We start from the raw sequence: 25,720 nt of genomic DNA, 5'->3' as shown, positions 1-25,720 counted from the left end.
TTACCGGATTACCCCCTCGAGAATGGCACGGAAACGCGGTTGAAGATGTTCCATAAGCAAGGCCGCCACCGCCTTATCGCTTAGGTCCAGAACAACACCCTCATCCTCAGCCCGGACCCTAATCCCACCCTGATTATCGTCCGCGGCGTGTAACTCGACATTCTCGCGAAGCATCTTGGCCGTCAGGCCCAGCACATATTTCGTAAGTTTTCCGGACTGAATGTCGTCCGCGTTCTGTTTGATATCTTCTTGGGTTGCGACTTTTGCCGGCAGTATAACCTGTACCTTTCCTTCGAGCTTTGCCTCGTCAGCCGCGCGCCCCACGACCTCTAGTATCATCTGCTTTAATAGTTTGGGGTCAGCCAATTCTTTTGTCACAAGTCGTTGGACGTCTTCTGCAAATCTATCGGTCAGCCCGGCCTTCATTGTCAGAACTGCGTCCCGCATAGCAGTGTTAAGCGCCTCTTCTCCTGCTGAACGATAATTATCGGCCTCTGTACGAGCTTTTTTTTGGTACTCATCTGCTTCACGTTTTGCGTCCGACAAAATTTGCGCTGCCTCGGATTTTGCCTCGGTGCGTAATTTTTCACCATCGGCTTGGCCGGCTGTGACCCCTTCGCTGCGCAGCCTTTCGATCAACTCATCTACGCCATGTGAAATCGTACCATTCTGTCCCATCAACTAATCCCCGCGCTGATTACTAGTGCGAACACAAATGCAAAGACGCCGAAACCTTCGATAATCGCGGCTGGCGCCAGCGCTAATCCAAATATCTCTGGTTTTTCCTTGGTGGCATTGATTGCGGCGGCGCAAGCCCGACCTTGCCAGATGCCGCAATACATAAGGGCAATCCCGGATAGAATTCCGATACCGAATAAGCCGCCGGCATTTTCCGGCGTCACGTCGCGGTTTAACGTGAACATTATAACGATACCGTAAATGACCATGGTGGAGGGAAAGGCAGAGACGCCGACAAAGCGGCCATATCCGCCATCAGTTTCGGTCATCGCCCCGATGCTGGCTTGACCCGCGATCGCGCAGCCAATTGCACTGGCCGCGGCACCCAACGCCATTGGAGCGTAGATACCAAGCCAACCCAATGTTAGAACAAGCTCATTCATTCCTGAACCTCCTTGCGGGCAAACGGGCGAAAGACAATCCCTTCATCCGGAAGACCCCATTTAAAGAATTCGATATAGTTGAGGCGCAATCCATGAACGACGCCGCTCATCATCGCGAGGGCGAAATTCAGAATGTGGCCAATGATCAGGATAAGTAGACCGAACAGGATTCCAGGCCCTTTTAGCGCCTGCATTACAGATACCGCCAGATCGTTGAATGTGATTGCGAGCGAGGCCGAGGCTAGTCCAAGCGCAAACAAGCGCATGTAACTTAGTACATCCCCGAACGCGCCCATAGCACCAGCAAGGCTTTGCAGCCCTTCGACAAGGCGCCACAACCAGTCGGTCGGTTTATTGATAACCCGTTCACTTGAAAATAGGATGATGACCAACACACCGACTGCTAAGATTGATGCAACGGGTAGGGGTGCATTACCTTTCATGTAACTGAGCCACAAAACAAACCCACCGATCAGCGCAGCGATCCATCCAAGGTTAGCAACAGCTTTGCGCTGACCCCATGCTGCACGCGCGGCCAATGCGTTGGCCAGCACAAGATGGAAAACGCCGACAACAATAGACACCATCATCATCGCGCTGAAGTTGTTCAAATCGAGGATCTTCAGCTTTGCCCATAGCGATCCATCGGGTGGCGAAGCACCAAAATAACTGCCGACAAGAATGCCGTATAAGACTGTCGCACCCGCAACTGTTAAGCCATATCTGCGCCATGACCGTTCGGATACCGTTCGATCCATTCGGCGCCAGAACAAAAGCATGCCAAACAGGATTACGGCGCCATAGCCCGCATCCGCCACGATCATCGCGAAAAAAATTGCGAAAGAAACAGAGACAATGACGCTTGGGTCCCAGTCTCTGTAACCGGGCACCTGATAGAATAATGCCAGATCGACGGCGGCACTACGATTATCGGGCTGTTCCAACAGTGTCGGAGGGGTTTCATCTGGCCCTGGCTCTTCGATAAGAACAGCCGCATCTCGGGTTTTCGCCATTTCTAGAACTGCGTCTACCTGTTCTTCCGGTACCCAACCCTGTACGGCGAACATCTGTTCTTCATCTCGAACTTTTTGGATTGCGTGTGCCAACTCCGCTGCACTTTCTGCTAAGGACAGATTCTGACGCATCAGTGTTAGGTATCTGGTCTGTGCAACGCGCTCCGCATCCAGAGATTCCAGAGCGATTTCAGCGTCTTCCAGCTGCGCCTCAAGCTCGTGGATTGGTAGTGAACCGACATGAGTGCGGGGCACAGGTAGAATATCATCCTCGGGTTCGTCGGCTGAGATCAAAACCGCGTAAAGGTATCTGTGATCCTGTTCCAGCACCGCCCAGGGCAATCTTATACCGTCCAAAGATGCGCGGTGCTTGATCGGCAATTGATAGAACCAAAGTCGATTGCCCGCCAAAGCATCCGAAGGAGGAAAATCTAAATCCCCCCACGGACGCACTTGAGAAATTCGATGCTCCAGAAAGTCCCGACGGTCAATTGTATCGCGAGTGCGCTGCATCAGATTACGTATATCTTTGATAAAGCGATCCATATCAAAATTGTTGTCGCGCTGAATCTGGCGTCGCGGGTTTGGAACTTCGGTAAGAAAACGCAATGCTTTATAGGCTTCACGCGCCCCGCGTTCACTGATCTTTTCTGGCTCGCTAGGGATTTCCGCCAACGGCAACACATGCATGCAACCCAAATCTTGCAGAGCTTCTAACGTGGCTGGCTTTTGTGAGGCCATTCCAACCACTGAAAGCTTTTTGAGCCGAGCGACCGTCATAACGTGACCTCATTTGCGTGTTTGCGTTTCGAGATTTTCGAACGCACAACAGCCTGCATTTGCTCATCACTCAAATATATGCGGATTTTCTTGATATTTGCCTTTGCTCTAGGGATAAGCACTTTTTCGAACAGGTTAACCCGTTGCGTGATGGTGGCGACAGACTTATCGAAAATCTTGACGCGCTCCTTGGCGATTTTGACGCGCAGCCTTGCTTCGATCATGTCATGCAGCAGCCGCGCCGCAGCGTCGACCCAATGCGGCTTGGCCAGCGTCGAATATGATCGAACCGCAACTTCAATTCGGTCAAGATCGGGCATTTTCACCCCAACCACGTTGACCTCTTTGACCTTGTATTCCCTCAGTTCGACCAATCCGTCCAAATTAATGCCCCGCTGGGACAGCATTGGCAGTTTTTCCCCAACTTGCTGCGAAAGCTCATTTACCTGATCCTGCAAACGGTCCACTTCTGCGCGTGCTTTTACACGCTCCGCCATCAACTGTTGCCGCTTTAGATCCAATGACGGCAGAAACCGTTCGAAGCTTTCTAATTGCTTTTGCTCGCGAGCTAGCGAGGACTTATTCAGCTGCAACCGCGCCATTGGTTTCCTTTGGGAAGTACTTGTCGATCAGGGATTGCTTCATTAGCAACTGTTCTGGCGCAAAACACTCGGCCAGTGTTTTCCAGCCCAAATCCAGCGCCTCTTCCAACGGGATCGATACGTTGATGTCCATGAAACGCGTACGAAACAGGTCACCGAATTTCAGTAATTGATGATCGTATTCCGATAAGTCAAAAGCCATCGCTTGCTTCTGCGATGCGTCGCGGCTTTCTGAATAAAACCGGATCATTGTGTTCATGATCTGCCCGTGATCCTCACGCGTGGTTTTGCCAATCACATTTTGCTTGAGCCGCGAAAGGCTGCCGAACGGATCAATCACGCCGGAATGCAGATAAAACTGTCCCTCGGTGATGTACCCCGTATTGTCCGGCACCGGATGTGTCACATCGTTACCAGGCATTGTCGTCACGGTCAGAACCGTCACAGAGCCACCCTTGGCGTAGTCGCAAGCTTTCTCATACCGCCGCGCCAATTGGGAATAGAGGTCGCCCATGTATCCGCGCTGAGATGGTACACGTTCTTGGCTGATCCCGACCTCTTTCATGGCGTCAGCATAGGCGGTCATGTCGGTCAAAAGGACCAAAACCCTCTTGCCTTCCTCCAGTGCGAACTTCTCTGCTACGGCCAGTGCCATGTCCGGAACAAGCAGGCGTTCTACCAGCGGGTCCATGGCTTGATTGACGAACATCACGGTCCGAGAGAAGACACCTGCATCTTCAAAGGCGGTTCGGAAAGTATGGTAGTCATCAAATATCAACCCCAGCCCACCGAAGACAACAATATCTGCGTCTGCCTGGATGCCTATTCGACTCAGAAAGGGGTTAAATGGCTCTCCGGAAACCGAAAAAATTGGAATCTTTTGGCTTTCAACCAATGTGTTGAACACGTCGATCATTGGTACATCGGTACGGATCATCTTGTTGGGGACAGCCCGTTCTGCCGGGTTAACCGAGGGCCCTCCAATATCGATCCGTGGCTCTGCCGAAAGGTCTGGTCCACCATCGATAGGAACACCCGCTCCGTCAAATACACGTCCTAAAATATTGGACGAATACGGAGTCCGCATTGGATGCCCCACAAACGTAGCAGTTGCCTCGGTCGAAATGCCTTTGGTTCCAGAAAAGACCTGCAGGGTTACAACGTCCCGATCAATAAAAATCGCTTGAGCCAGCGTTTTTTGCCCGTCTACGGTTTCTATCATCGCTAAGTCGTTGAATCTAATGTTTAGATCCGTCGTGTTTTGCGGCGGAACCCGAACCTTGATCGTGTCTCCAACAATTTCCAGCACACGTGTATATTTCAGAAGTGTCTGAGACATGGGCTATCCTCACGCGGGACGAGCAACTTTAAACTTCGCCGTTGATATTCATAAATATCATTTAGTTAGTGCGACCACCTTACAATGAATCCGGCAATTCTCAAGCACTGGCAGTACTATTCAGTCCGGATCGGCATGCGACGTGCGGACGTTTCCGACCTTACGTAGGCGACTATTGTGCAACCGGAATTCAGCGGCTGATATTTTGCGAAAATCGATTGCCTCACTCGGTCTGGTCAGCAAAAATGTCGACACTCTGATGGCAAAATCAGGTCGTTGTGACAACGGTTCTAGCGAGGACATCAGAAGAGAAGTTATCTTGCCTCTCAAAACGAGCGTTATTCGACTAGTGCTTAGCGATTTCAGGACTTCAACGTAATGGTAGCCCGTAGGGGAATCGAACCCCTCTTTCCAGGTTGAAAACCTGGCGTCCTAACCGATAGACGAACGGGCCGCAAGCTCTCTGGCCAAGTACAAGTGGTAGCCCGTAGGGGAATCGAACCCCTCTTTCCAGGTTGAAAACCTGGCGTCCTAACCGATAGACGAACGGGCCACGCTGGCTTGTGGAGGGCCTTTTACGGATTACCTAGCACCCCCGCAAGCCGAAAAACGCAAGGCTTTGCAACTTTTTTAAAGACTTTCAAAGACGGTCGTTTGCGACTTCAATTCGCTTCGGCCGCGTCTTCGAGCCTCAACTGCACGTTCTGACGTCCACCCCACGAATTTATCTCTAGCCTGCCCGCGAAATGAAATCGGGCGCCGCCGTGGTTCACAAGTCGATCTCCCATCGGTCCGTCAAAGGCACCAAAAGCAATGGCGTCCAGCCCACCGCTCATGCCGTCGGACAATGACAGCTTTAGGTGAGTTTCCCCGACGCGCTTTGCAAAACGTACCTGCAAATCTGGCAACGCGTAACGTGGGGCAGGGGCGGCGGCACCGAATGGTCCTGCCTTTTCAATATGTTCAATAAGGTCAACGGTTGCAGCACCTGGCATCAGGGCACCGTCAAGTTTCAGGTCACTTGGTCCACTATTTTCCGCGCCCTGCTTGGCCAAAAGTTCGCTCAATCGCTTCATCGCAGGTTCCACATTGGCGCGCATAACCGTCAGGCCTGCCGCCATTTTGTGACCGCCACCTTTGACCAACAATCCCTCGGCAGCAAGCCTCTGTATTGATGCGCCCAAATCAATTCCCGCGACTGACCGACCCGAACCTTTGCCCTCGTCACCTTCAAAGCCGATTACAATCGCTGGACGGTTCGCTGTTTCCTTTAGTCGTGACGCCACGATTCCTACGACGCCCGGGTGCCAGCCTTCGCCAGCTGCCCAAACCAAAGGTGCGTCCAGACCTCGTTCCTCGGCCTGAGCCATCGCGGCAGCGCGAACCGAATTCTCGATCTCGCGTCGCTCAGAGTTCAGCGCATCCAGTCGCTGTGACAGGGCTTCTGCTTCGGTTGCCGAGTCCGTGCTCAGTAATCTTGCGCCTAAATCAGCTTGTCCGATCCTACCTCCGGCGTTTACACGCGGTCCTAACAGGAAACCAAGATGGTAGCTGTTTGGCGCAGTGTCCATCCGAGCCACATCCGACAGCGCAACGAGGCCCGGCCTTTGACGTGCTGCCATAACCTTAAGCCCTTGGCGCACCAATGCCCGGTTGGCCTGTATCAGGGGGGCGACATCTGCCACGGTGGCCAGAGCCACCAAATCCAACAAGGCCATTAGGTCCGGCCCCTTTGCGCCCTCGGCTCGCAATTGCCGACCGGCTTCAACAAGCATTAGGAAAACTACTGCGGCAGCACATAGGTATCCCAAATCACCGCTTTCATCCTGTCGATTTGGATTCACCACAGCCAGACAATCTGGCAGCGTTTCACCGCCAAGATGGTGATCAAGAACTATGACGTCCGCTTCTTTTGCTGCAGCGATAGGTTCGTGGCTAAGCGTACCGCAGTCGACGCATACGATGAGATCATGGGATGCTGCCAGTTCAGTCATGGCTGGCACATTTGGCCCATAACCTTCGTCAATTCGATCAGGAACGTACAGGGTTGCCTGCAACCCCATCTGCCTGAGCCAGACAATTAGCAAAGCCGCGGAACTGCCGCCGTCAACATCGTAATCCGCGAAAACCGCGATTCTTTGCCGGTTGCGTACAGCAGATAGAAATCGCGTTGCCGCAGTCTCCATGTCTTTGATCGCACGTGGATCAGGCAATAATTCTCGGAGTTTGGGTTCGAGAAAGCCTTCGGCCTCTATTGCGGGGACACCCATACGTGCCAATACCTGACACAGAGCGCGTGGCAGGTCGGTTTGTTGCGCCATCATTTCCGAGGCGCGCTCGACGTTCGGCGCTGGTCCAATCCAGCGCCTACCGGTCATAGACTGTTCCACCCCAAGAAAACTCATCTCGGCACCTGTTGAGAGCAAGGCCGGATCCTAACGGATTCGTCCTATTTCTAACTTTTCGAAAACTCCCGAAATAACTTCGGTTTGGGTATCTAGACGTTGTCGTGCGGCCAGGTCGGTGTACGATATGACATACGGCGAACCGATCCGGTCTTGGATCGCATCAGCAAAGTCGTCGTCTCTACCCACCCGGGTTCGCGTTTGATGCGCGGCAATAGCGAGCCGCCAGTCACACCAGTCGCGGCAAAGATCACATCTGATGTAACCATTTCGTCGCGAGAATATACGCGATCCAAATCTGTGATACCTGCTTTGGCTGCACGTCCGCGTTCGTCGTCGTTTCGAAACAGCAAACGGCCAAAAATTTGCCCACCCATACATTTCAGGGCCGCCGCAGCAAGAACTCCCTCGGGCGCTCCCCCTTGGCCCATATACATATCAATACCTGTAACTTCGCTTTCTGCGCAATGCATTACACCAGCGACATCGCCGTCGGTAATCAAGCGGATCGATGCACCAGTTTGGCGAACTTCAGCAATCATCGCCTCGTGGCGCGGGCGCTCAAGAATGCAAACAGTTATGTCACTGGCACTGCATCCCCTTGCTTTGGCCAAAGCGTTGACTCTTTCCTTGGGACTCATGTCCAAGTTTACCACTCCAGCTTCGTATCCCGGGCCAATTGCCAACTTGTCCATGTAGACGTCCGGCGCATGCAACATTGATCCGCGCGGGCCCATTGCAATTACGGTCAAAGCGTTAGGCATATCCTTGGCCGTCAAGGTCGTGCCTTCCAGCGGGTCCAAAGCAATATCCACCCCGGGTCCATTACCGGTGCCGACTTCTTCGCCGATGTAGAGCATTGGCGCTTCGTCGCGTTCACCCTCTCCGATGACGACAACCCCCGCGATATCCAGCATATTCAGCTGTTCACGCATGGCGTTCACCGCTGCTTGGTCGGCGGCCTTTTCGTCACCTCGACCAACCAGTGATGCCGAGGCAAGCGCGGCCTGTTCCGCTACCCGCGCAAGGCCAAGCGAAAGCAGGCGATCGTTGAAATCGGTCTTGGCAGCGTTCATGTTCGGTATTCCTTTGGTCGGATCGGACGTTGCTTCTGGCATAGCCTGCGACTGCTGCAGGCTGCAAGGGGTCAAACTTGTTCGATTCTCAGCGCTACCGGCTCTTCGGCAACGGCTTCTGTATCGCGCAGCCCATTCAGGGCGTAGTCGAGCGTCGATCGTGTGGTCTTATGCGTCACAATCAAAACAGGTGCAGTACTTTCGGAATGGGCGTATTGCCTCATCCTGTCAATGGATACTCCCGCATCGCCCAGAATTGCGGCCACCTTGGCCAAGGCACCAGGTTTGTCTAGTAAAGCCAGCCGTAGGTAATAAGGAGCAGGCGTACCGGTTTGGGCGGGTTGTGCCTCTTCCAAAGACGTCGCCGCACGGCCAAAAGTCGGAATTCGTAATCCCCTGGCCAGATCACAAACATCGCCCATGACTGCGCTCGCGGTCGGGCCTTCTCCGGCGCCGGGACCACGCAGCACAATTTGGTCAACAGCGTCACCTTCTATGACCACCATGTTGGTCCCGCCTTCCAACTGCCCAATCGGTGAGTCGCTGGGAACAAGGCACGGCTGCATACGCTGCTCAAGCCCGCGCGGAGTTCGTTGCGCCACGCCCAACAATTTAATGCGATAACCCATGTCAGCGGCCTGATGTATATCGTCGAGGCTGATATGTTGAATGCCTTCAATCTGGATTCCGTCGAAGTTGGGCTTGGTGCCAAATGCAATCGAAGACAAAAGCGCCAGTTTGTGCGCAGCGTCAATGCCTCCCACGTCCAGATTGGGATCGGCTTCGAGGTACCCTAGCTTTGCGCATTCCTCAAAAAGTGCGTTGTAGCCCAATTCCTGAGACTGCATTCGCGTAAGAATATAGTTGCAGGTGCCGTTCATTACGCCCATGACGCGCGAGATTTGGTTACCGGCAAGTCCTTCTGTCAGGGATTTGATGACCGGAATGCCACCTGCAACAGCGGCTTCAAACCTAACCGCGCGGCCCGCTGCTTCGGCCTGTTCAGCCAATTCCTGACCGTGGATGGCCAGTAGAGCTTTGTTCGCGGTAACGACATCCTTGCCGCTGGCAAGAGCCGCTTCTACTGATGTCTTTGCCGGGCCATTTTCACCCCCCATTAGTTCTATAAAGACGTCAATGTCATCGCGTTTTGCCAGCGCGACCGGATCGGTTTCCCACATATAGCTTGACAAGTTCACGCCACGGGCTTTGTTCGGATCCCGTGCTGAAACGGCCACAATTTCAATGGATTGACCTGTTCGAGCGGTCAATAGCTCGGCGTGGCGGCGAATGATCTTTACAACCCCAACGCCAACGGTTCCCAAACCCGCAATTCCAAGCCTCAGCGCCTGTGCCATTCCTTTGGGTCCTTTCCGCTCGAATGTGCCGGTTAGGGCATGTTCCCTTTGTCGGCTGCCTTACCGGGTTCATCGGAAGGGTGCAATCCATCTCGGGCGGATCAGGCTGATTTTGAACGCATATGTCCGCTTAGTCGGTATTAGCTTCTTGCAGGGTTTTTGCTTTTGCAGCCAATGCTTCACTGCGCTCGGTTAGCTCTTCTTCGACTTCCTCTGCTTCGCTCACTGGATCTGCCGGAGGCCCCAGGCTTTCGGAAATTGGAATTAGTCGCGGATAAGAGGTTTTGCGCAATTCTGGCTCTTCGCTGCCTTCAAGCTCGGGAATATCGGCGCAGGCTGCGCAAACAAGCAAAGAGATAATCAGCGGCAGAGGTTTCATAAAGGACCTTTGGGTTGCGGCTTTGGTTGGTCATGCACCTTTTAGCGTCGCGGTTCAAGCGGGGTTCTATTTGAACGATTGTTCAGATAAGTTGGCCAAATGGCACGTACGCAAGGTTCTCATTCCGATATAACCGGCCCGCGCATCCGAAAGGCTGCGCTGAGACTGTTTTCAAGACGTGGCTACGCCGCGGTATCCATGCGGCAGATCGCTGCCGAAGTCGGTGTGCAAGCCGGTGCGCTTTACAACTACACTCCAGATAAGCAAAGTCTGCTGTTTCGACTTATGCAAGAGCACATGCAAGAGCTTTTGAATTCCGCCGCCGAATTGCCTGCGACTGAAAACGCCATCGAAGCATTGAAGCAGTTTGTAGGTTTTCATATCCGGTTTCATCTTCAACGCCCTGACGAGGTGTTTATTGCCTATATGGAACTTCGCAATCTCACCCCCGAAAATTTCGCTGAAATTGAAGCACTGCGCCGAAATTACGAGGACACGCTCGAAGGAATTTTCAAGCAAGGACAAGTCGAAGGTTTATTTACAGTCACCGACAGCAAGATAGCAACGTTGGCGGTGATTGCGATGTTGAATGGTGTTATGACTTGGTACCGGACAGAGGGTAGGCTGACTCTCGATGCCGTCGAGCAAATCTATTGGGATATGGTACGCAGATCCGTAACGCGCTGATCCGCCTTGCCGGAATTCGGCAAGGCGGGTTCCGTTAGTGTGCCGGACGAATGAATGTGCCGTTGCGAAGTTCGCGAAAGGCCTGTTCCAGCTCAGATTGTGTGTTCATCACGATCGGGCCGTGCCACGCAACCGGCTCATTGATGGGCGCGCCGGAAATCAACAAAAAACGAACCCCTTCAGGACCGGCCTGCACCGTGATTTCGTCGCCCGTGCCAAAGCGTACCAACGTGCGGTTCCCTGACATGTCGCGGATATTGACCTCTTGCCCGGCGATTTCTTTTTCCAACAGTACTCCAGTGGGTTGAGACGCATCTGCAAACGCGGCTTGGCCTTGAAAGACATAGGCAAATGCGCGTCTGTAGGTGTCCACTTTAAACGTCTTTTTCAGTCCTGCAGGGATTGAGACGTCCAAATACTGCGGATCGGCCGCGATCCCGTCGACGGGCCCTGTCTTTCCCCAAAAGTCACCCACGATGATGCGCACAGTGGTTCCATCGTCATCGATGACTTCTGGAATTTCAGCGCTACTCACATCCTGATACCTTGGCGCAGTCATTTTTTGGTCAGCAGGAAGATTGCCCCAAAGTTGAAACCCGTGCATCTGTCCGCGCGAGTTACCCTTAGGCATCTCCTGATGCAAAATTCCGGAACCGGCGGTCATCCATTGCACGTCCCCGGCACCCAAAGTTCCGCTGTTGCCAAGCGAGTCACTGTGATCGACATTGCCTGACAGAACATAGGTAATTGTTTCTATTCCCCGGTGGGGGTGCCAAGGAAAACCAGCCTGATAGTCCTGCGGGTTTTCATTTCTGAAATCGTCAAACAACAGGAATGGGTCCAATTCGGATGGATCCTGAAATCCGAACGCGCGATGCAGTTTCACGCCGGCGCCTTCCATGGCTGGGATAGCTTTTCGTGTTTCTAATGTAGGTCTGAGGGACATTGCATCCTCCTGATTGCTCAATCTGCAATGTAAATCCTGATGCGAGGCAATCAATTGGCACAGAAACACTGATAATGTGCAATGATGCTCAGATTTTTCGGGGTCTCTGTCCTTCTGCCGCCAAAGGCGCTAAGGCAAAGGCGAATATTGGGAGACGCACATGCAACAGGACGTATTAGCCACTGTACAGGCCTCATCGCCAAGGCGTTGGATCGGGGTAGGGATGCTGGGCATTGTCGCACTGTTGGTGATTTACGTTGCACTTGCATCGCCACCGGAAACAGGGTGGCAGGTATTTCTGTTGGTGATTGGCTTTGCTTCACTGTGGTTGGCACAGCGCATGTGGGTATCGACTAAGGACGCAATTGAATTGACTAAATCGCAACTTAGGACCCGGTCTGGACGACCCATTTGCGAGATTGCTGATATCGTGTCAGTGGATCGGGGTGTGTTCGCATTTAAACCATCCAACGGGTTTCTGGTGTTGACCCGTGCAAGGACAAAAAATGCTTGGGAACCAGGCCTATGGTGGAGAATTGGCCGTCGGATAGGTGTCGGTGGCATGACTTCTGCCGCCGAAACAAAGTTTATGTCGGAAATGCTATCCGCTCTGCTGATGGAGCGGGCGGAGAGCAGTTAGCAGGGGGTCGATGCAACAATGTTGTCGAAAACGCGTGGGTGCGTGAAGACGAAATTGCCCATCGAAAAATCATCAAACCCAAAACCGATGTTGAACGGCGCGCGATATGTGTTGTTGGTTTCAACAACAATCATTTTGCCGTTGTCCGGCATCGTCGGCAGAAGCGGTTTCATCAGCTTGGCATCTCCGTCGTTCAGCGAGTTGTAAACGCCCCCCCGGACACACGACCACAACACTGTGTGGCTGTCTGTCGGTTCTTCGTAAAGCAGGAACGAAATGCGCATAGATACCGGAGCCCGAGTAGACACCATGGTTTCAAGCAAACTATGCATCGTATTGATGTAGGTTGCGTTGATCATGTTGCGTTCACGCGAAATGATATCGGCAACGGCATAAGCAGCTTTGATGTTGCGGGCGCTTTGACGATAGCTGTCGTAGTAGGTGTAGGATGCAAAGATCGACCAAAACATCATCGGCAGAACCAGCACTGCCTCAACCGTAATAATGCCATCCTCCCGGTCGAAGAATTGCTTCAAAAAACTTGCGATGGCGCGTTTCATGTTGCGCCTCCAGTTTCAGAAGTACCGCCTGTCGCCGCCGGGTTGGTTATTGGGTTCGACGTGTCGCCGCCGAATGGCTCGTGCACGAATACCGTCGTGGCGTGCAATTCCCATTGTCCATCCGGATCTTGGCTTGCCAAGCCGCCGGTCATGGTAAAGCCCCAAACCGGGGAAACTTCTAGACAGGCCCTAATGATCATCAGTTCGTTTGATGTGCCTCGGTCGAAATCAACCTGATCCGGGTTTCGAATCGTCTCGGGCGTGTCAACGCAAAATACCTGTGTGTTCAGTTGGTTGCCGACGCGCGGATCAATCGACTTCATCTCAAGCGCAAGATGAGTAGAGCAGTTCGAGACATGCCGAACCCTGTCACAAACCATGTCCTTGAGAAGGTCATGTGTCCACTCTGTTTCACCAGCGGGAAGGCGATTGAGGCGAACCTCTCTGATAGTTTCATCAAGCGCCCGTTCAAGGTTGGCATGACTGAATGACATCAACCCCATGTCCATGCCCGAATAGCAGACATAGATGAACACCGGGAACCAGAACAGAAACTCGATAGTCGACGAACTTCCGTCCTCGCTGCGGCGAAATCGACGCAGGCGCATTCGAAGTAACGGTTTCATTGAGTTAGCCTTAAGTTCTGAATTGTAGCGCTGATCGAGTCAAACACGCCTTGGATCTTGGTTCCGGTGGCTTCGTAGTAACGCCCATCGTCTACCGCACAAGTCTTGAGCATCGGCTTCACGCTTTCGGGCGCTTCATAAGCTATTGAGAAAATAAGAACTTCTTCGGCTTCTGCCTGTGCGCAAAGTGAATAAACCCGCGGGTCTTTTTGATAGCCTTGCAGTTCGGTGGTGGATTTATCCCACCACTCCTGTGCTTTCGTAGTGCCAAATGTGTCGCGCAGAAGATAGTAGATCACGTGTTTCTCTGAGTGCGCCCAAACATCCGGCCAATCCAGTTCCAAGGTGTCGCCGTACTCGGTGTCGGTGTAATACGACGATGAGTTAATGCTGTGGCATTTACCATCGTAGAAGCTTGTACAGCGATAGCGGCGGAATGTTTCTCTGCTGCCGTCAGACTTTCGGGCGCCGTAGGCGTGGTTTTGATAGTAATCTCTGGTCCAGCGAGAGCCGTCGTTGTGACGTACAGTTTGCCGAACATTTGACCAAGTATAACGATCATTCGCTTAATCATAGACAGAGTACGTTTGTGCCCCATCGTTCCAGTGAATATCTGACGGGCCCGTGTAGTAGGGCGCGTTGACCATGTGCTGTTTTGTATTGGCTCCATCGGTCATCAGTACCAGAACCTTCAAAGAGTCGGCTGTTCTGTTTCGCCCGGGTCGCCCTGCGAACTCGCTTGGAATGGCAGAGGTGCTTGCAAGGCGCGCAATCAATGGCTGAATGCTGTCATCCAACAGGGTCAATCCCCATTTCAAGCCGACATCAATGGATGTCCAACCACTTGCATTCAAAAGATCGATCTGCTGTTTCAGCGTGTCTACGTCGTTTTGAATGACAGCCATCGCTCGTCGATCGGTGCTGGTTTCCCGTCGGCACACATTACTGGCAACCAAGTTATCACTTTGACGAAAGTCAGTGGACCCATAGTCGTCAAAGTGAAGTGTTTGAGGGATAGCAGTGCCCGGGCGGATCAGAGTGCCGCCGGAGTCAAAGATATCATAATTATCGAATTCCATGGTCGAGAAATCGGCAAGTGGAAAGTCGATGCAATTCGCAACTTCATTAGCGCCGATAGTGGTCAGCTCGTTCATCAGGTAGTTCGGGACTGAAACTTGTTCCGAATATGGGATGATCGAAATAGACAACTTACCATCCTCGGATTTGTTAACCATCTCATCAACAAAATCCTTGGCTGCAGTCTGAAGATTGGCCAGTTTTGTTCCGTCCATTGAACCGGAAACGTCAAGAACCAGGGAAATCTCAACGTTACCGATGGATTCTTCTGCGACGCTGGTGGCATTGGACGCAATATAATCGACGCCATTCCATTGCATGAAATGCGTTGCGACGTTCATTTCAGCGCTAGCTTCGACTTTACGCTTGCCTGCCAAACGAGCGTCCGTTGCACCGCAGGTTTCCGGAGTAACATTGATGGAACCTTCGACCAAGTATTGATCGAGGTTTTCTTTGCTCAGGTAGTCTTTGACCACGTCGGCAGGACACAATTCCTGATCAAGGTCGGCGGCCGCAAGCACTGCGCGATCCAAGGCGTACTGAAGTTTCACCCGTTCGCGATCGTAACGCATCATGTCGACGGCAAATCCGGCTACCATGAAGACCGCCATTATAAAGAATAACGACAGGATCGTCATGGATCCGTCGGTTGAATTTGCAAACCTGCGCGCATGCTGGAGACTGAGGTTAGAGCTAAACGAGATAACGAATTTTGACTTCCAAATCAAATTTTGCATAACAAATCCTTGTGCCGAAAAGGCACGCAAATGGTTCTTTGCGACGACGATAAATTAGTTTCGGATCGTGGCGAGATTTGGGCCATTAGGATGCTATAATGTTATTATTAAAAGATATTTGTCTTTAGTGCGAACGAAATCGCCCTCTTTGTTTCCCGAATTTTGACAATGTCGCGCCGTTTTTTAGTTCAGCCGACTCACCAATGGCCGTAACGGGTTCTTCGTAAATTGGTGAAAAAAAGTGCAGATGAGAATTGCAGCACAGGCTTAGTGGTGCGACAAAAAGTCATGACGTTTGTCATTTACCAGCACGGAGGAATTTATGACCGGCATTAAAGAACCAAGTTTTCGCGAGAGCGTTGATCTGATGTTCAACAGGGCGGCGTCTTTGATGGACCTGCCGCCGGGTCTGGAGGAAAAGATCCGTGTTTGCAACGCAACCTATACAGTTCGCTTCGGTGTACGGCTTCGGGGCCAGATACACACATTTACTGGTTATCGCTCGGTTCATTCTGAACATATGGAGCCGGTAAAAGGCGGTATTCGCTATGCGCTTGCGGTTAACCAAGATGAAGTGGAAGCGCTTGCCGCGTTGATGACTTACAAGTGCGCCTTGGTAGAGGCACCATTTGGAGGCTCGAAAGGGGGGTTGTGCATTGACCCGCGGCAATACGAAGAACATGAGATGGAGCAAATCACCCGTCGCTTTGCCTACGAATTGGCCAAACGAGACCTAATCAATCCGTCACAGAACGTTCCCGCCCCGGATATGGGAACAGGTGAGCGCGAGATGGCCTGGATGGCCGACCAGTATGCGCGGATGAACACCACGGATATCAATGCTCGGGCCTGTGTTACGGGAAAACCGTTGAATGCGGGAGGGATTGCTGGACGCGTTGAGGCCACGGGTCGCGGAATTCAATACGCTCTGCGGGAGTTCTTCCGAAATCCCGAGGATGTGCAAAAGGCAGGTCTATCTGGTTCATTGGACGGGAAGCGAGTGATCGTTCAAGGGTTGGGAAATGTGGGTTATCATGCCGCAAAATTCTTGAGTGAAGAAGATGGATCACGTGTCATCGGTATCATTGAGTGGGATGGCGCACTGTTCAATCCAGATGGGATCGATGTCGAAGCTGTGCGCCAATGGATCGTCAAGCATGGTGGCGTAAAAAACTATCCGGACGCCACGCATACTGCTGAAGGCGGCGCTGTGCTGGAAGAAGAATGTGACATCCTTATTCCGGCGGCTCTGGAGGGCGTTGTCAACATGTCCAACGCCGAGCGCATCAAGGCACCTTTGATTATCGAGGCAGCCAACGGTCCGGTGACTGCTGGAGCCGATGAAATACTACGTAAAAAAGGGACCGTTATCATACCGGATATGTATGCCAACGCGGGTGGGGTAACGGTGTCCTACTTTGAATGGGTCAAGAACCTGAGTCACATTCGATTTGGCAGAATGCAGCGCAGACAGGAAGAGGCGCGTCACGAGTTGATCGTAAGCGAGCTGCAAAGGCTCGATAGGTATCTCGGAGACGCTTGGTCGATGTCTCCAGATTTTAAGTCCAAATACTTAAAGGGTGCAGATGAACTGGAACTAGTGCGTTCGGGGCTCGATGACACCATGCGTATCGCTTATCAGGCTATGAGTGAGGTGTGGCATGATCGCGACGACGTCGAGGACCTGCGTACCGCGGCCTATATCGTTGCTATCGATAGGGTCTCGAAAAGCTATCGCGCTAAAGGCCTCTGACGACACGAAAAAAGGTAACCGGACATGGACGAAAGGTTCGGTTGCCATACCTTTTCAACTGGCTCACAGAAAGCCAAGAAGGACTCAGAGCAGATGATAGTTTCAGAAAAGATCGCCGTAGCCGCTATAGCAGTTGCGGCAAATTTTGCCGCTGGCGCCGCCCAGTCGCAACAACCTTTCGGTTGGGGCGGCATAGTCGACGGTCTAGCCGTTTATCAGGGCAAAGCCGACCTTGATGATGGTGGCGACTTTAGCGCATCGCGGGCTTTTTTGCGAACGGGCATCATCAATCGGTTCGCGGACGGTTCGTTTGCGGGGCTGGTTTTAAGCTACGGACAGTTCAGCTACGATTTTGGATTCCCCGGAAACCAGCCGTGGGAGGATGTCCGCGACATACGGATTTCGGTGCCGTTGCGTTTTGCGTTGGATGGCGGCGCAAGTGTTTTCATTTCCCCTCAGTTAAGGTGGGATTACGAGCGTGGTGCCAGCGCATCGGACGGTTTCACCTACGGCGTATTTGGCGGAATTTCATGGGCATTAAGTCCCAATTTACGGATCGGACCGGCGCTTGGAGTCTTCTCGGAAATTGGCACCGATGATCTGGAAGTCTTCCCGGCCGTTCTTGTGGATTGGACTTTTGCCGAAAGTTGGAACCTTAGTACCGGTAGCGGTTTGGGCGCGACGCAAGGCCCCGGTGTTTCATTGGAATACGCGGTTTCTGACGCAGTCAAAGTAGGTATGGCGGTACGATCCGAGAGCATTCGTTTCCAACTGGATGATGAAGGCTTGGCGCCGGATGGTATCGGCGAAGACAGCAGTATTCCGGTTGTTTTGTCCTTACAATATGCCCCCAATCCAGGTGTGTCTTTCACTGCGTTTGCCGGAGCCGAACTAAATGGCGAACTGAAACTGGAAAACGCGGCGGGGCGCGAGGTTAGTCGCCAAAGTTATGACACTGCTCCAATTGCTGGAGTCGCATTTCAACTTCGCTTTTGAAATCGTTATTTGAACTGCAGTGCGATAGATTTCGTCGCGCACAGGCAAATGCGGGTCGAAAACGGAGGTGGAACCAACCTGAGACGTTGCTACTGCTAACCAGAGTTGGTTTGATGCCAACACAGCCGCAGGGAGGTTCGAATGCGTTTTTCCGGCTTGCGCGTCCTCAAGGAGGGACTGACCGGCAATAAAGGCTGGACGCCACATTGGCGCGATCCGCAGCCGAAGGTCGAATACGACATCGTTATCATCGGTGGCGGAGGTCATGGTCTGAGCACTGCGTATTATTTGGCAAAAGAGCACGGCCTTACAAATGTGGCCGTATTGGAAAAGGGTTACATCGGTGGCGGCAATGTCGGACGCAATACCACGATTGTGCGGGCGAACTACTTTCTTCAGGGCAATTCTGAATTCTACTCTCACTCTTTAAAATTGTGGGAGGGTTTGGAAGAAGATTTGAACTACAATGTCATGCACTCGCAGCGGGGCATCATTAATCTGTTTCACTCTGACGGACAACGTGATGCAGCAGCGCGCCGGGGCAACATGATGATTAGTCAAGGTGACGATGCAATCCTTCTTGGCCGGGACGAATTGAAGGAAATGGTGCCTTACCTGAATTTCGATGATTTACGGTTTCCGCTCTATGGCGGGCTTTACCACCCACGCGGCGGCACAGCGCGGCATGATGCCGTAGCTTGGGGTTTTGCTCGCGGAGCGGATCAACGCGGCGTAGACCTGGTACAAAACTGTGAAGTAACAGGAATCGATGTCGAGAATGGTGTGGTGCGGGGTGTGCAGACCTCGCGCGGCCCGATCCGAGCTAAGAAAGTTGCGATGGTTGCTGCAGGTCGTTCAGGTCAGGTTGCGGCAATGGCCGGGATGCGACTGCCGATTGAAAGCCACGTACTTCAGGCTTTTGTGACCGAAGGGTTGAAGCCGTGCATCGATCATGTCGTCACGTTTGGCATGGGACATTTCTATATAAGCCAGTCCGACAAGGGCGGATTGGTTTTTGGTGGCGACCTTGATTTCTACGCTTCCTACGCGGCACGAGGTAACCTGCCGACGGTAGAGACCGTAATGGAAGCGGGCATGGCCCTAATGCCGATGATCGGCAAAGCCAAGGTGCTGCGGTCGTGGGGTGGGATTATGGACATGTCGCCGGACGGATCCCCAATAATCGATAGGACAGACATCGAAGGACTCTATCTGAACTGCGGATGGAATTACGGCGGCTTCAAAGCGGTGCCGGGTTCTGGCAACGTCTTTGCCCATCTGCTCGCGACCGATCGATATCATGAAAACGCTACCGGGTTTCGGCTCGACCGTTTCCGTACGGGGCGGGGCATCATCGACGAAGAGGGCAAAGGCTCTCAGCACAACCTGCATTGAGGATTGTGATGCCAGATTCGAATTTCGGTGAAAAGACGAAGCAGGGGTAGGGCACATGAGGATCAGCTGTCCATTTTGTGGTGAGCGAGACCGCCGCGAGTTCTATTATCGTGGAGCCGCAGTGGATCTGGAACGTCCGTTGCCGGGTGCTGGTGCCGACGTTTGGGACGCGTTTGTCTATCTCCGCGAAAACCCGGCGGGTGAAACACGTGAACTTTGGTATCACGAAGGGGGATGCGGTGCTTGGATTGTTGTAACCCGAAACACTGTGACGCATGAGATTTTGCGTACTGAGCATGCCTCGGAGGCGCGGTCATGAGGATTGACGGGAAGGGTTTGATAGACCGCAATTCACCAATCGAATTTGAATTCGACGGCGTCAGTTATTCAGGGTATCAGGGCGACACTCTGGCTTCAGCCTTGTTAGCAAACGAACAACGTTTGATGGGGCGCTCTTTCAAGTACCATCGGCCTCGGGGCGTATTGACGGCTGGCAGCGAAGAACCGAACGCGTTGGTTACTGTGGGCCAAGGAGGCACGCAGGAACCAAATGTTCGTGCAACCATGCAAGAGATCTATTCTGGCCTATCCGCCCGCAGCCAGAATCGTTGGCCCAGTTTGAACTTTGACCTGCTTTCGGTGAATAATCTGGCAGCGCCATTTCTTGGTGCGGGATTCTACTACAAGACTTTTATGTGGCCGAAGAGTTTTTGGGAAAAACTGTATGAACCCATCATTCGCCGTGCTGCAGGACTGGGTGCGCTGTCTGGTCAGAACAATTCCGATAAATACGAAAGCGCATACGCTTTTTGTGACATTTTAGTGATAGGCGCGGGGCCGACCGGATTGATGGCTGCTTTGATTGCCGGACGAGCTGGCGCTGACGTAATTCTAGCTGATGAAAACACCCTTATGGGCGGACGTCTTTTGGCGGAAACCGATGCGGTAGACGGCAAAGCGGGTCACATCTGGGTTGATGAAGTTCTCGACGAGCTTCGAGCAATGGACAATGTTCGCCTGATGACGCGTACCACGGTTTCGGGTGCTTACGATCAAGGTACTTTTTCCGCCTTAGAGCGAGTGCTTCACCATACCAACGATCGACCCGATGGCGCTCCGCTGGAAACCTATTGGAGAATTTCAGCAAAACGTTCAATCTTAGCTGCGGGAGCTTTGGAACGCCCAATCGCATTTCGCGACAATGACAGGCCGGGAATAATGACGGCCGGAGCCGTCCGCGCTTACCTAAACCATTGGGGAGTCAGCCCCGGGCGAAACATAACCATTTTCGGCAACACTAACGATATACATCGAACCGCGCGGGACCTTCTTTCGGCAGGTGTTCATGTAGCCGCAGTTATCGACAGCCGCCACGACGCGCCTTTGTCGGATGATTATCAGGTGCTTCGAGGTGCACAGGTCTGCGGTAGCGCGGGCCGAACAGGACTTGAATCCATCACTGTTCGTCGCGCGAGCGGCGAAGATCGTATTCACACCGATTGCCTTGCAATGACTGGCGGGTGGAACCCCTCGGTTCATTTGACCTGCCACATGAATGGACGCCCGGTTTGGGATCGAGAGCTGGCTGCGTTCGTTCCAAGCCCGGACGCAGTTCCTGGCATGATTGCGGCTGGTGCCTGCAACGGCGCATTTAGCACCGCAGCTTGCTTACGGCAGGGGATCGAGTCTGCCAAAGCCACGCTGACTGCATTGAGTTTGAAAACACCGAATGTTTCGGCACCTGATGCTGAGAACGCACCATATGAAATTACTCAATTGTGGTCAGTACCCGGCAGAGGACGGGCGTGGTTGGATTTTCAGAACGACGTAACAGTCAAGGATGTCAAACAGGCGGCAACCGAGAATTTCCGTTCGGTCGAACACATGAAGCGTTATACTACGCAAGGGATGGCCACCGATCAGGGCAAGAACTCGAACGTGGCAGCTCTGGCAATTCTTGCGGACGCAACAGGGCGGGGCATTCCTGAGACGGGAACAACAACATTCCGCCCGCCATATTCCCCGATTGCAATTGCCGCGTTTGGCGCAGGGGCCGAAGGCTCTGGGTTCAAACCGCAGCGTTTCACCACTTCGCATCATGCTTCGGTCGCTCGCAATGCACCTATGATCGAAGCAGGGTTGTGGTACCGCCCAAGCTATTTCCCTAAGCAGGGCGAAACGACATGGCGACAGTCTTGCGATCGCGAAGTCAACATGGTGCGCCAAGCGGTTGGCGTATGCGATGTTTCAACCCTGGGCAAAATTGACATTCAGGGACCAGATGCGGGCGCGTTTCTGGACTTTGTTTACACCAATGTGTTTTCGACTTTGAAGGTCGGTCGCGTCAGGTATGGCCTGATGCTGCGTGAAGATGGATATGTCATGGATGATGGCACAACGGCACGGCTTGGCGAAAACCACTATGTCATGACAACGACCACCGCCGGTGCGGGCGATGTCATGAAGCATCTGGAATTCGTGCATCAAGGATTGCGTCCTGACTTGGACGTTTCTTTTACGTCTGTCACAGAACAATGGGCGCAATTTGCCGTTGCGGGTCCAAAGTCACGTGACTTGTTGGATGAACTTATCGAGGAAACTATCGACGACGAAAGCTGGCCGTTTATGGCTTGTGGGTCGGTTCAGGTTCTGGGTATCCCCGGGCGTTTGTTCCGTATCTCGTTTTCGGGCGAACATGCCTACGAAGTCGCCGTACCTGCAAGCTATGGCGCTAGCCTTTTCGATGTCCTCTCAGAGCGTGCCGAGGCGCTGGGCGGCGGCTTGTACGGTATGGAGGCGCTCAACGTTTTGCGGATTGAGAAGGGATTTATCACTCATGCTGAAATCCATGGCCGCACAACGGCTTACGACGTAGGCATGGGTAGGATGGTTTCCCAAAAAAAGGACTGTATTGGCAAAACAATGTCAGAAAGACCAGGGTTGGAAGAGGCGGGGCGTGAACGTCTGGTGGGCCTCAAACCCATCGGTGAAAGCAAGCAATTACTGGCCGGGGCCCATCTTTACAATGAAGAGGCCGAGCCAGTACGCACCAGCGATCAGGGATATGTGACATCGGTCTGTTACTCTCCTACATTGGAGACGATGCTTGGCCTTGCTTTTCTTGCGGATGGACCCGAGCGATACGGTGAAATCGTCAAGATGGTCGATCACCTGCGAGGTGTGACAACCTTGTGTGAGATTACAAATCCGGTGTTCTTTGATCCTGACGGAGGACGCGTACGTGGTTAATCTGATCGCCAAATCGCCCTGCCATGGAATTCTGCCAATCACTATCGGATCCGTTACGCTGAGCGAGGAAGATGTCGGCGTGATCCATTCGGTCTCTCCCTACAAAGGACAGAAAAAGGCGCTGTCGGTCGCTATGAAATCTGCCTATGGGATGGCCTATCCAGCGGCCAATCGTAGCGCAGGGAAAGCGGGTGCTCGAATCGTTTGGTTTGGCCATGCTCAAGCTATGTTAATGGGTCCTGAACCGAACAGAGAATTGTCGGAACTCGCCGCCGTTGTTGATCAAACTGATGCTTGGGCAGTAGTGCGGCTTGAGGGTCCCGCGGTCGAAGATGTTCTGGCTCGATTGGTACCGGTTGATTTGCGAAGCACAAGCTTTAAACGTGGGCACACGGCGCGAACTTTATTGTTCCATATGTCGGCTTCCGTGACACGTGTCGGAGAAAAAGCTTTTCAGATCATGGTTTTCAGATCCATGGCGCACACTTTGGTTCACGATTTGAAAAGGGCCATGGAAGGTGTCGCATCGCGCAGCTAAACTGCGCGCAAAGAAACGAATCCGGGAGACATCAATGTTGCGTATTGCCATCGTCGCTATCCTGCTGGCCACCCCTACGGTTGCTCAGGAGACGAAAGCACAAAGCTGCCGATATCAGTCGGATGTTGTCTACGCTATTCAACAGGCTCGGCTTAACAAGGTGAAAGAACGGGATGTCGCCCAGGCGGTGGCTGACGGCAATCCATCTTGGCCTGAAAATTACAATGCTGCAATTCCGTTGATAACGCCTTGGGTCTATCAACAGAAAATGCGGGACGTAAGAAACAAGAACTTGGGTGCCGCTTGGTTGGAGTTGTGTTTACAACAATAATCCACAGGCAGCGAAATTCGCTGTGGACAATCCGGCTTCGTGCCCTTGGCGGGCGTTCCGGTTTCTGTCAGGTTTGACATATGTCTTTGCCCCCCGGATTCCTGGATGAATTGCGTACGCGTCTAAGCCTGTCGCAGGTTGTCGGGCGGAAAGTTACCTGGGATGCGCGCAAATCCAATCAGGGCAAGGGTGATATGTGGGCGCCTTGCCCGTTCCACCACGAAAAGACGGCCTCATTTCACGTCGATGACCAAAAGGGATTCTATTATTGCTTTGGGTGCCACGCCAAGGGGGACGCAATTAGCTTTGTGAAAGAGACCGAGAACGTCTCGTTTATCGAAGCAGTTGAAATTCTTGCGCGTGAAGCTGGAATGCCTATGCCAGCGCGCGATCCGAAGGCGCAGGAAAAACAGGATCGTAGAACTCAACTGTCTGATGTGATGGAACAGGCGGTCCAATTTTTCAAACTCCAGCTGAAGACTGGTGCTGGAACCGCCGCCCGAGAATACCTGACGCGTCGCGGCCTAGATGCGCAAGCATTGGACCGTTGGGAAATTGGCTTCGCCCCCGATGGCTGGCAGGGTTTGTGGGACCACTTGCGCGGTAAGAACGTGACCGAGGATTTGATCATCGGCGCAGGGCTGGCTAAACCTTCGAACCAAGGCAAAAAGCCTTATGACACTTTCCGCAATAGAATTATGTATCCTATCCGCGATCCACGTGGGCGATGTATCGCTTTTGGTGGCCGTGCGTTGGACCCCACTGACAATGCAAAATACCTGAACTCGCCAGAAACAGATTTGTTTGACAAAGGCCGGAGCTTGTACAATCACGGGCCTGCTCGGCAAGCAGCGGGGAAGGGACATCCCCTGATTGTTGCCGAAGGTTATATGGACGTTATCGCTCTGGCAGAGGCAGGTTTCGGAGCCTCAGTCGCACCATTGGGTACTGCGATAACTGAACACCAGTTGAATTTGCTTTGGCGTATTGCAGACGAACCAATTATTGCTCTGGACGGCGATACAGCAGGATTACGCGCGGCAATGAGGGCCGTAGATCTGGCCTTGCCAATGCTGGAGGCGGGTAAGTCGCTTCGGTTTGCCCTTATGCCAGAAGGAAAGGACCCCGATGACTTGCTGCGGGCCGAAGGTGCAGAGTCTGTACAGGCGGTATTGGATGCCGCCGTTCCAATGGTCAAGTTGCTGTGGCAGAGGGAAGTCGAAGGAAAGGTTTTTGACAGTCCTGAACGCAAGGCGGCGTTGGACAAATCCCTTCGTGAAAAGATCAAGCTAATCCGTGATCCGTCGATCCGTTCCCATTATGGGCAGGAAATCAAAGACCTACGCTGGCAATTGTTCCGTCCGGAACGAAGGCCAAACCGCAACTGGCAATCGGGCGGAAAGTGGCAGCCACAACAGCAGCCAGCATCACCTGGTGCTCGCGCATCGTTTCTTGCCTCTTCGGAAAACGCTGATATCCAACTGCGCGAAGCGGCTATCTTGGCCATCGCAATCTTGAACCCGCAAGTTGTCATTCAATTCGAGCATCAGCTCGAGGATATGGAATGTCAGAATCCTAACCACGCTGAGCTTCGCGATGCCGTCCTGAGGCATGCAATTGACGACCCGGAAAATCTGAAAGAGCACATTGTTCAAACTTTGGGATCACAGGCCCTTGAAAACCTTTTGAACCTTCGCCATGTCGCTGTAATCCCCTGTGTGTTCAAACCAGGCGACGTTGAAAAGGCCGAGATGACACTGGCCGAGGAACTCGCAAAAATCAAAGCGCTCCGGGGGTTGGATGCCGAAATTGCCGAAGCTGCCGAGGAGCTGTCTAATTTGGACGACGAAGCGCTGACTTATCGGTTGGCTCAAGCCGCCGAGGAACGTAATCAAGCAAGTCGGAGTCAGAACAAAGACAGGGGTCATTTCGACGTTGCCGATAACGGAGCGCGAATCAACCGTGACGAGAAGGATGCATTCGCGGCAATCATGTCAGGTATCAAATTCGAACGTAAACGCCAGTAAGTGATGTTTTCATAAGGCACTGGTAAAGAAAAACGGGTAAACGGGTGGCCGAATCAGTTCTACGCGCTAATGATTCGGTTCAAAC

The 25,720-nt window shown here is 52.8% G+C and carries 25 protein-coding genes and 2 tRNA genes; 10 read left to right on the top strand and 17 right to left on the bottom strand.

Going from position 1 to position 25,720, the window contains the following annotated elements; all coding sequences use genetic code 11:
* The 11 genes from GOV45_RS07390 to GOV45_RS07340 form a co-directional block, all read right to left on the bottom strand.
* Complete coding sequence (locus tag GOV45_RS07390) at positions 1-678, bottom strand: hypothetical protein (protein ID WP_170476014.1); 678 nt, start codon at positions 676-678, stop codon at positions 1-3.
* A complete protein-coding gene (locus GOV45_RS07385; RefSeq protein ID WP_170476012.1) occupies positions 678-1,121 on the bottom strand; it encodes an ATP synthase subunit C in 444 nt (147 codons plus the stop codon). Before GOV45_RS07385 ends, GOV45_RS07390 begins: the two co-directional genes overlap by 1 nt.
* Positions 1,118-2,914 (bottom strand): V-type ATP synthase subunit I, encoded by a 1,797-nt coding sequence (locus tag GOV45_RS07380; RefSeq protein WP_170476010.1) that lies wholly within the window; start codon positions 2,912-2,914, stop codon positions 1,118-1,120. The genes GOV45_RS07385 and GOV45_RS07380 overlap by 4 nt, the downstream gene beginning before the upstream one ends.
* Positions 2,911-3,516: a V-type ATP synthase subunit D gene (locus GOV45_RS07375; protein WP_170476008.1), complete on the bottom strand. Its 606-nt coding sequence runs from the start codon at positions 3,514-3,516 to the stop codon at positions 2,911-2,913. Before GOV45_RS07375 ends, GOV45_RS07380 begins: the two co-directional genes overlap by 4 nt.
* Entirely contained in the window at positions 3,494-4,855 is a 1,362-nt protein-coding gene (locus GOV45_RS07370; RefSeq protein ID WP_170476006.1) for a V-type ATP synthase subunit B, read from the bottom strand. Before GOV45_RS07370 ends, GOV45_RS07375 begins: the two co-directional genes overlap by 23 nt.
* A 379-nt stretch (positions 4,856-5,234) precedes the next feature.
* Positions 5,235-5,309 (bottom strand) — tRNA-Glu (locus GOV45_RS07365).
* Positions 5,310-5,333: 24 nt separating this feature from the next.
* A tRNA-Glu gene (locus tag GOV45_RS07360) sits at positions 5,334-5,408 on the bottom strand.
* A gap of 109 nt (positions 5,409-5,517) precedes the next feature.
* Positions 5,518-7,260, bottom strand: coding sequence for a single-stranded-DNA-specific exonuclease RecJ (gene recJ / locus GOV45_RS07355; RefSeq protein WP_170476595.1), 1,743 nt, complete (start codon positions 7,258-7,260; stop codon positions 5,518-5,520).
* 92 nt (positions 7,261-7,352) lie between these two features.
* Positions 7,353-8,336 (bottom strand): class II fructose-bisphosphatase, encoded by a 984-nt coding sequence (gene glpX / locus GOV45_RS07350; RefSeq protein ID WP_170476594.1) that lies wholly within the window; start codon positions 8,334-8,336, stop codon positions 7,353-7,355.
* A 71-nt stretch (positions 8,337-8,407) separates the two neighbouring features.
* Positions 8,408-9,694 (bottom strand): homoserine dehydrogenase, encoded by a 1,287-nt coding sequence (locus tag GOV45_RS07345; protein WP_170476004.1) that lies wholly within the window; start codon positions 9,692-9,694, stop codon positions 8,408-8,410.
* Positions 9,695-9,824: 130 nt separating this feature from the next.
* Positions 9,825-10,073, bottom strand: a complete 249-nt coding sequence (locus GOV45_RS07340; protein WP_170476002.1) for a hypothetical protein — start codon at positions 10,071-10,073, stop codon at positions 9,825-9,827.
* A gap of 99 nt (positions 10,074-10,172) precedes the next feature.
* Here GOV45_RS07340 and GOV45_RS07335 point away from each other — a divergent pair, with 99 nt between their 5' ends.
* The gene (locus tag GOV45_RS07335) at positions 10,173-10,760 is read left to right on the top strand and encodes a TetR/AcrR family transcriptional regulator (protein ID WP_170476000.1); all 588 of its coding nucleotides are present in this window, start codon (positions 10,173-10,175) and stop codon (positions 10,758-10,760) included.
* Positions 10,761-10,794: 34 nt separating this feature from the next.
* Here the strand turns inward: GOV45_RS07335 and GOV45_RS07330 are convergent, their stop codons facing one another.
* The gene (locus GOV45_RS07330) at positions 10,795-11,706 is read right to left on the bottom strand and encodes a pirin family protein (protein ID WP_170475998.1); all 912 of its coding nucleotides are present in this window, start codon (positions 11,704-11,706) and stop codon (positions 10,795-10,797) included.
* 160 nt (positions 11,707-11,866) lie between these two features.
* Between GOV45_RS07330 and GOV45_RS07325 the strand changes: the two genes are divergently transcribed.
* Positions 11,867-12,346, top strand: coding sequence for a hypothetical protein (locus GOV45_RS07325; RefSeq protein WP_170475997.1), 480 nt, complete (start codon positions 11,867-11,869; stop codon positions 12,344-12,346).
* Here GOV45_RS07325 and GOV45_RS07320 read toward each other — a convergent pair.
* From GOV45_RS07320 to GOV45_RS23240, 5 genes are read right to left on the bottom strand one after another with little or no spacing between them, the layout of a single operon-like run.
* Positions 12,343-12,906 carry a TadE/TadG family type IV pilus assembly protein gene (locus GOV45_RS07320; RefSeq protein ID WP_170475994.1) on the bottom strand — a complete coding sequence of 188 codons (564 nt, stop codon included), beginning with the start codon at positions 12,904-12,906 and terminating at the stop codon, positions 12,343-12,345. The two genes, GOV45_RS07325 and GOV45_RS07320, sit on opposite strands and share 4 nt — an antisense overlap.
* Entirely contained in the window at positions 12,903-13,532 is a 630-nt protein-coding gene (locus GOV45_RS07315; protein WP_170475992.1) for a TadE/TadG family type IV pilus assembly protein, read from the bottom strand. Before GOV45_RS07315 ends, GOV45_RS07320 begins: the two co-directional genes overlap by 4 nt.
* Positions 13,529-13,831 carry a hypothetical protein gene (locus GOV45_RS23250; RefSeq protein ID WP_254447937.1) on the bottom strand — a complete coding sequence of 101 codons (303 nt, stop codon included), beginning with the start codon at positions 13,829-13,831 and terminating at the stop codon, positions 13,529-13,531. Before GOV45_RS23250 ends, GOV45_RS07315 begins: the two co-directional genes overlap by 4 nt.
* Positions 13,828-14,094, bottom strand: a complete 267-nt coding sequence (locus GOV45_RS23245) for a hypothetical protein (protein WP_254447936.1) — start codon at positions 14,092-14,094, stop codon at positions 13,828-13,830. The genes GOV45_RS23250 and GOV45_RS23245 overlap by 4 nt, the downstream gene beginning before the upstream one ends.
* A gap of 4 nt (positions 14,095-14,098) precedes the next feature.
* Positions 14,099-15,247, bottom strand: a complete 1,149-nt coding sequence (locus tag GOV45_RS23240) for a pilus assembly protein TadG-related protein (protein ID WP_254447935.1) — start codon at positions 15,245-15,247, stop codon at positions 14,099-14,101.
* A 421-nt stretch (positions 15,248-15,668) separates the two neighbouring features.
* Here GOV45_RS23240 and GOV45_RS07305 point away from each other — a divergent pair, with 421 nt between their 5' ends.
* The 8 genes from GOV45_RS07305 to dnaG all read left to right on the top strand — a co-directional run bounded on the left by GOV45_RS07305 (position 15,669) and on the right by dnaG (position 25,635).
* Positions 15,669-17,099 (top strand): Glu/Leu/Phe/Val family dehydrogenase, encoded by a 1,431-nt coding sequence (locus GOV45_RS07305; protein WP_170475990.1) that lies wholly within the window; start codon positions 15,669-15,671, stop codon positions 17,097-17,099.
* Between the two features lie 93 nt (positions 17,100-17,192).
* The gene (locus GOV45_RS07300) at positions 17,193-18,095 is read left to right on the top strand and encodes a hypothetical protein (RefSeq protein ID WP_174823603.1); all 903 of its coding nucleotides are present in this window, start codon (positions 17,193-17,195) and stop codon (positions 18,093-18,095) included.
* Between the two features lie 141 nt (positions 18,096-18,236).
* Entirely contained in the window at positions 18,237-19,490 is a 1,254-nt protein-coding gene (locus GOV45_RS07295; RefSeq protein ID WP_170475988.1) for a sarcosine oxidase subunit beta family protein, read from the top strand.
* Positions 19,491-19,545: 55 nt separating this feature from the next.
* Positions 19,546-19,809 (top strand): sarcosine oxidase subunit delta, encoded by a 264-nt coding sequence (locus GOV45_RS07290; protein WP_170475986.1) that lies wholly within the window; start codon positions 19,546-19,548, stop codon positions 19,807-19,809.
* Positions 19,806-22,739 carry a sarcosine oxidase subunit alpha family protein gene (locus GOV45_RS07285; protein ID WP_170475984.1) on the top strand — a complete coding sequence of 978 codons (2,934 nt, stop codon included), beginning with the start codon at positions 19,806-19,808 and terminating at the stop codon, positions 22,737-22,739. Before GOV45_RS07290 ends, GOV45_RS07285 begins: the two co-directional genes overlap by 4 nt.
* The gene (locus GOV45_RS07280) at positions 22,732-23,277 is read left to right on the top strand and encodes a sarcosine oxidase subunit gamma (RefSeq protein WP_170475982.1); all 546 of its coding nucleotides are present in this window, start codon (positions 22,732-22,734) and stop codon (positions 23,275-23,277) included. Before GOV45_RS07285 ends, GOV45_RS07280 begins: the two co-directional genes overlap by 8 nt.
* A 34-nt stretch (positions 23,278-23,311) precedes the next feature.
* Positions 23,312-23,608, top strand: a complete 297-nt coding sequence (locus tag GOV45_RS07275) for a hypothetical protein (RefSeq protein WP_170475980.1) — start codon at positions 23,312-23,314, stop codon at positions 23,606-23,608.
* A gap of 80 nt (positions 23,609-23,688) precedes the next feature.
* Positions 23,689-25,635, top strand: coding sequence for a DNA primase (gene dnaG / locus GOV45_RS07270; protein ID WP_170475978.1), 1,947 nt, complete (start codon positions 23,689-23,691; stop codon positions 25,633-25,635).
* The last annotated feature ends 85 nt before the right edge of the window (positions 25,636-25,720 follow it).

Source organism: Ruegeria arenilitoris (assembly GCF_013035425.1).
GTDB classification, from domain to species: Bacteria; Pseudomonadota; Alphaproteobacteria; order Rhodobacterales; family Rhodobacteraceae; genus Ruegeria; species Ruegeria arenilitoris_A.
The sequence above is the reverse complement of the archived record's forward strand: the minus strand, read 5'-3'. Positions and strand labels throughout refer to the sequence as shown.

Excerpts from the sequence above, each read along its gene's own strand:
- GOV45_RS07390 (WP_170476014.1), bottom strand. The coding sequence starts at position 678 with ATGGGACAGAATGGTACGATTTCACATGGCGTAGATGAGTTGATCGAA.
- GOV45_RS07385 (WP_170476012.1), bottom strand. The coding sequence starts at position 1,121 with ATGAATGAGCTTGTTCTAACATTGGGTTGGCTTGGTATCTACGCTCCA.
- GOV45_RS07380 (WP_170476010.1), bottom strand. The coding sequence starts at position 2,914 with ATGACGGTCGCTCGGCTCAAAAAGCTTTCAGTGGTTGGAATGGCCTCA.
- GOV45_RS07375 (WP_170476008.1), bottom strand. The coding sequence starts at position 3,516 with ATGGCGCGGTTGCAGCTGAATAAGTCCTCGCTAGCTCGCGAGCAAAAG.
- GOV45_RS07370 (WP_170476006.1), bottom strand. The coding sequence starts at position 4,855 with ATGTCTCAGACACTTCTGAAATATACACGTGTGCTGGAAATTGTTGGA.
- recJ (WP_170476595.1), bottom strand. The coding sequence starts at position 7,260 with ATGAGTTTTCTTGGGGTGGAACAGTCTATGACCGGTAGGCGCTGGATT.
- glpX (WP_170476594.1), bottom strand. The coding sequence starts at position 8,336 with ATGAACGCTGCCAAGACCGATTTCAACGATCGCCTGCTTTCGCTTGGC.
- GOV45_RS07345 (WP_170476004.1), bottom strand. The coding sequence starts at position 9,694 with ATGGCACAGGCGCTGAGGCTTGGAATTGCGGGTTTGGGAACCGTTGGC.
- GOV45_RS07340 (WP_170476002.1), bottom strand. The coding sequence starts at position 10,073 with ATGAAACCTCTGCCGCTGATTATCTCTTTGCTTGTTTGCGCAGCCTGC.
- GOV45_RS07335 (WP_170476000.1), top strand. The coding sequence starts at position 10,173 with ATGGCACGTACGCAAGGTTCTCATTCCGATATAACCGGCCCGCGCATC.
- GOV45_RS07330 (WP_170475998.1), bottom strand. The coding sequence starts at position 11,706 with ATGTCCCTCAGACCTACATTAGAAACACGAAAAGCTATCCCAGCCATG.
- GOV45_RS07325 (WP_170475997.1), top strand. The coding sequence starts at position 11,867 with ATGCAACAGGACGTATTAGCCACTGTACAGGCCTCATCGCCAAGGCGT.
- GOV45_RS07320 (WP_170475994.1), bottom strand. The coding sequence starts at position 12,906 with ATGAAACGCGCCATCGCAAGTTTTTTGAAGCAATTCTTCGACCGGGAG.
- GOV45_RS07315 (WP_170475992.1), bottom strand. The coding sequence starts at position 13,532 with ATGAAACCGTTACTTCGAATGCGCCTGCGTCGATTTCGCCGCAGCGAG.
- GOV45_RS23245 (WP_254447936.1), bottom strand. The coding sequence starts at position 14,094 with ATGATCGTTATACTTGGTCAAATGTTCGGCAAACTGTACGTCACAACG.
- GOV45_RS23240 (WP_254447935.1), bottom strand. The coding sequence starts at position 15,247 with ATGACGATCCTGTCGTTATTCTTTATAATGGCGGTCTTCATGGTAGCC.
- GOV45_RS07305 (WP_170475990.1), top strand. The coding sequence starts at position 15,669 with ATGACCGGCATTAAAGAACCAAGTTTTCGCGAGAGCGTTGATCTGATG.
- GOV45_RS07300 (WP_174823603.1), top strand. The coding sequence starts at position 17,193 with ATGATAGTTTCAGAAAAGATCGCCGTAGCCGCTATAGCAGTTGCGGCA.
- GOV45_RS07295 (WP_170475988.1), top strand. The coding sequence starts at position 18,237 with ATGCGTTTTTCCGGCTTGCGCGTCCTCAAGGAGGGACTGACCGGCAAT.
- GOV45_RS07290 (WP_170475986.1), top strand. The coding sequence starts at position 19,546 with ATGAGGATCAGCTGTCCATTTTGTGGTGAGCGAGACCGCCGCGAGTTC.
- GOV45_RS07285 (WP_170475984.1), top strand. The coding sequence starts at position 19,806 with ATGAGGATTGACGGGAAGGGTTTGATAGACCGCAATTCACCAATCGAA.
- GOV45_RS07275 (WP_170475980.1), top strand. The coding sequence starts at position 23,312 with ATGTTGCGTATTGCCATCGTCGCTATCCTGCTGGCCACCCCTACGGTT.
- dnaG (WP_170475978.1), top strand. The coding sequence starts at position 23,689 with ATGTCTTTGCCCCCCGGATTCCTGGATGAATTGCGTACGCGTCTAAGC.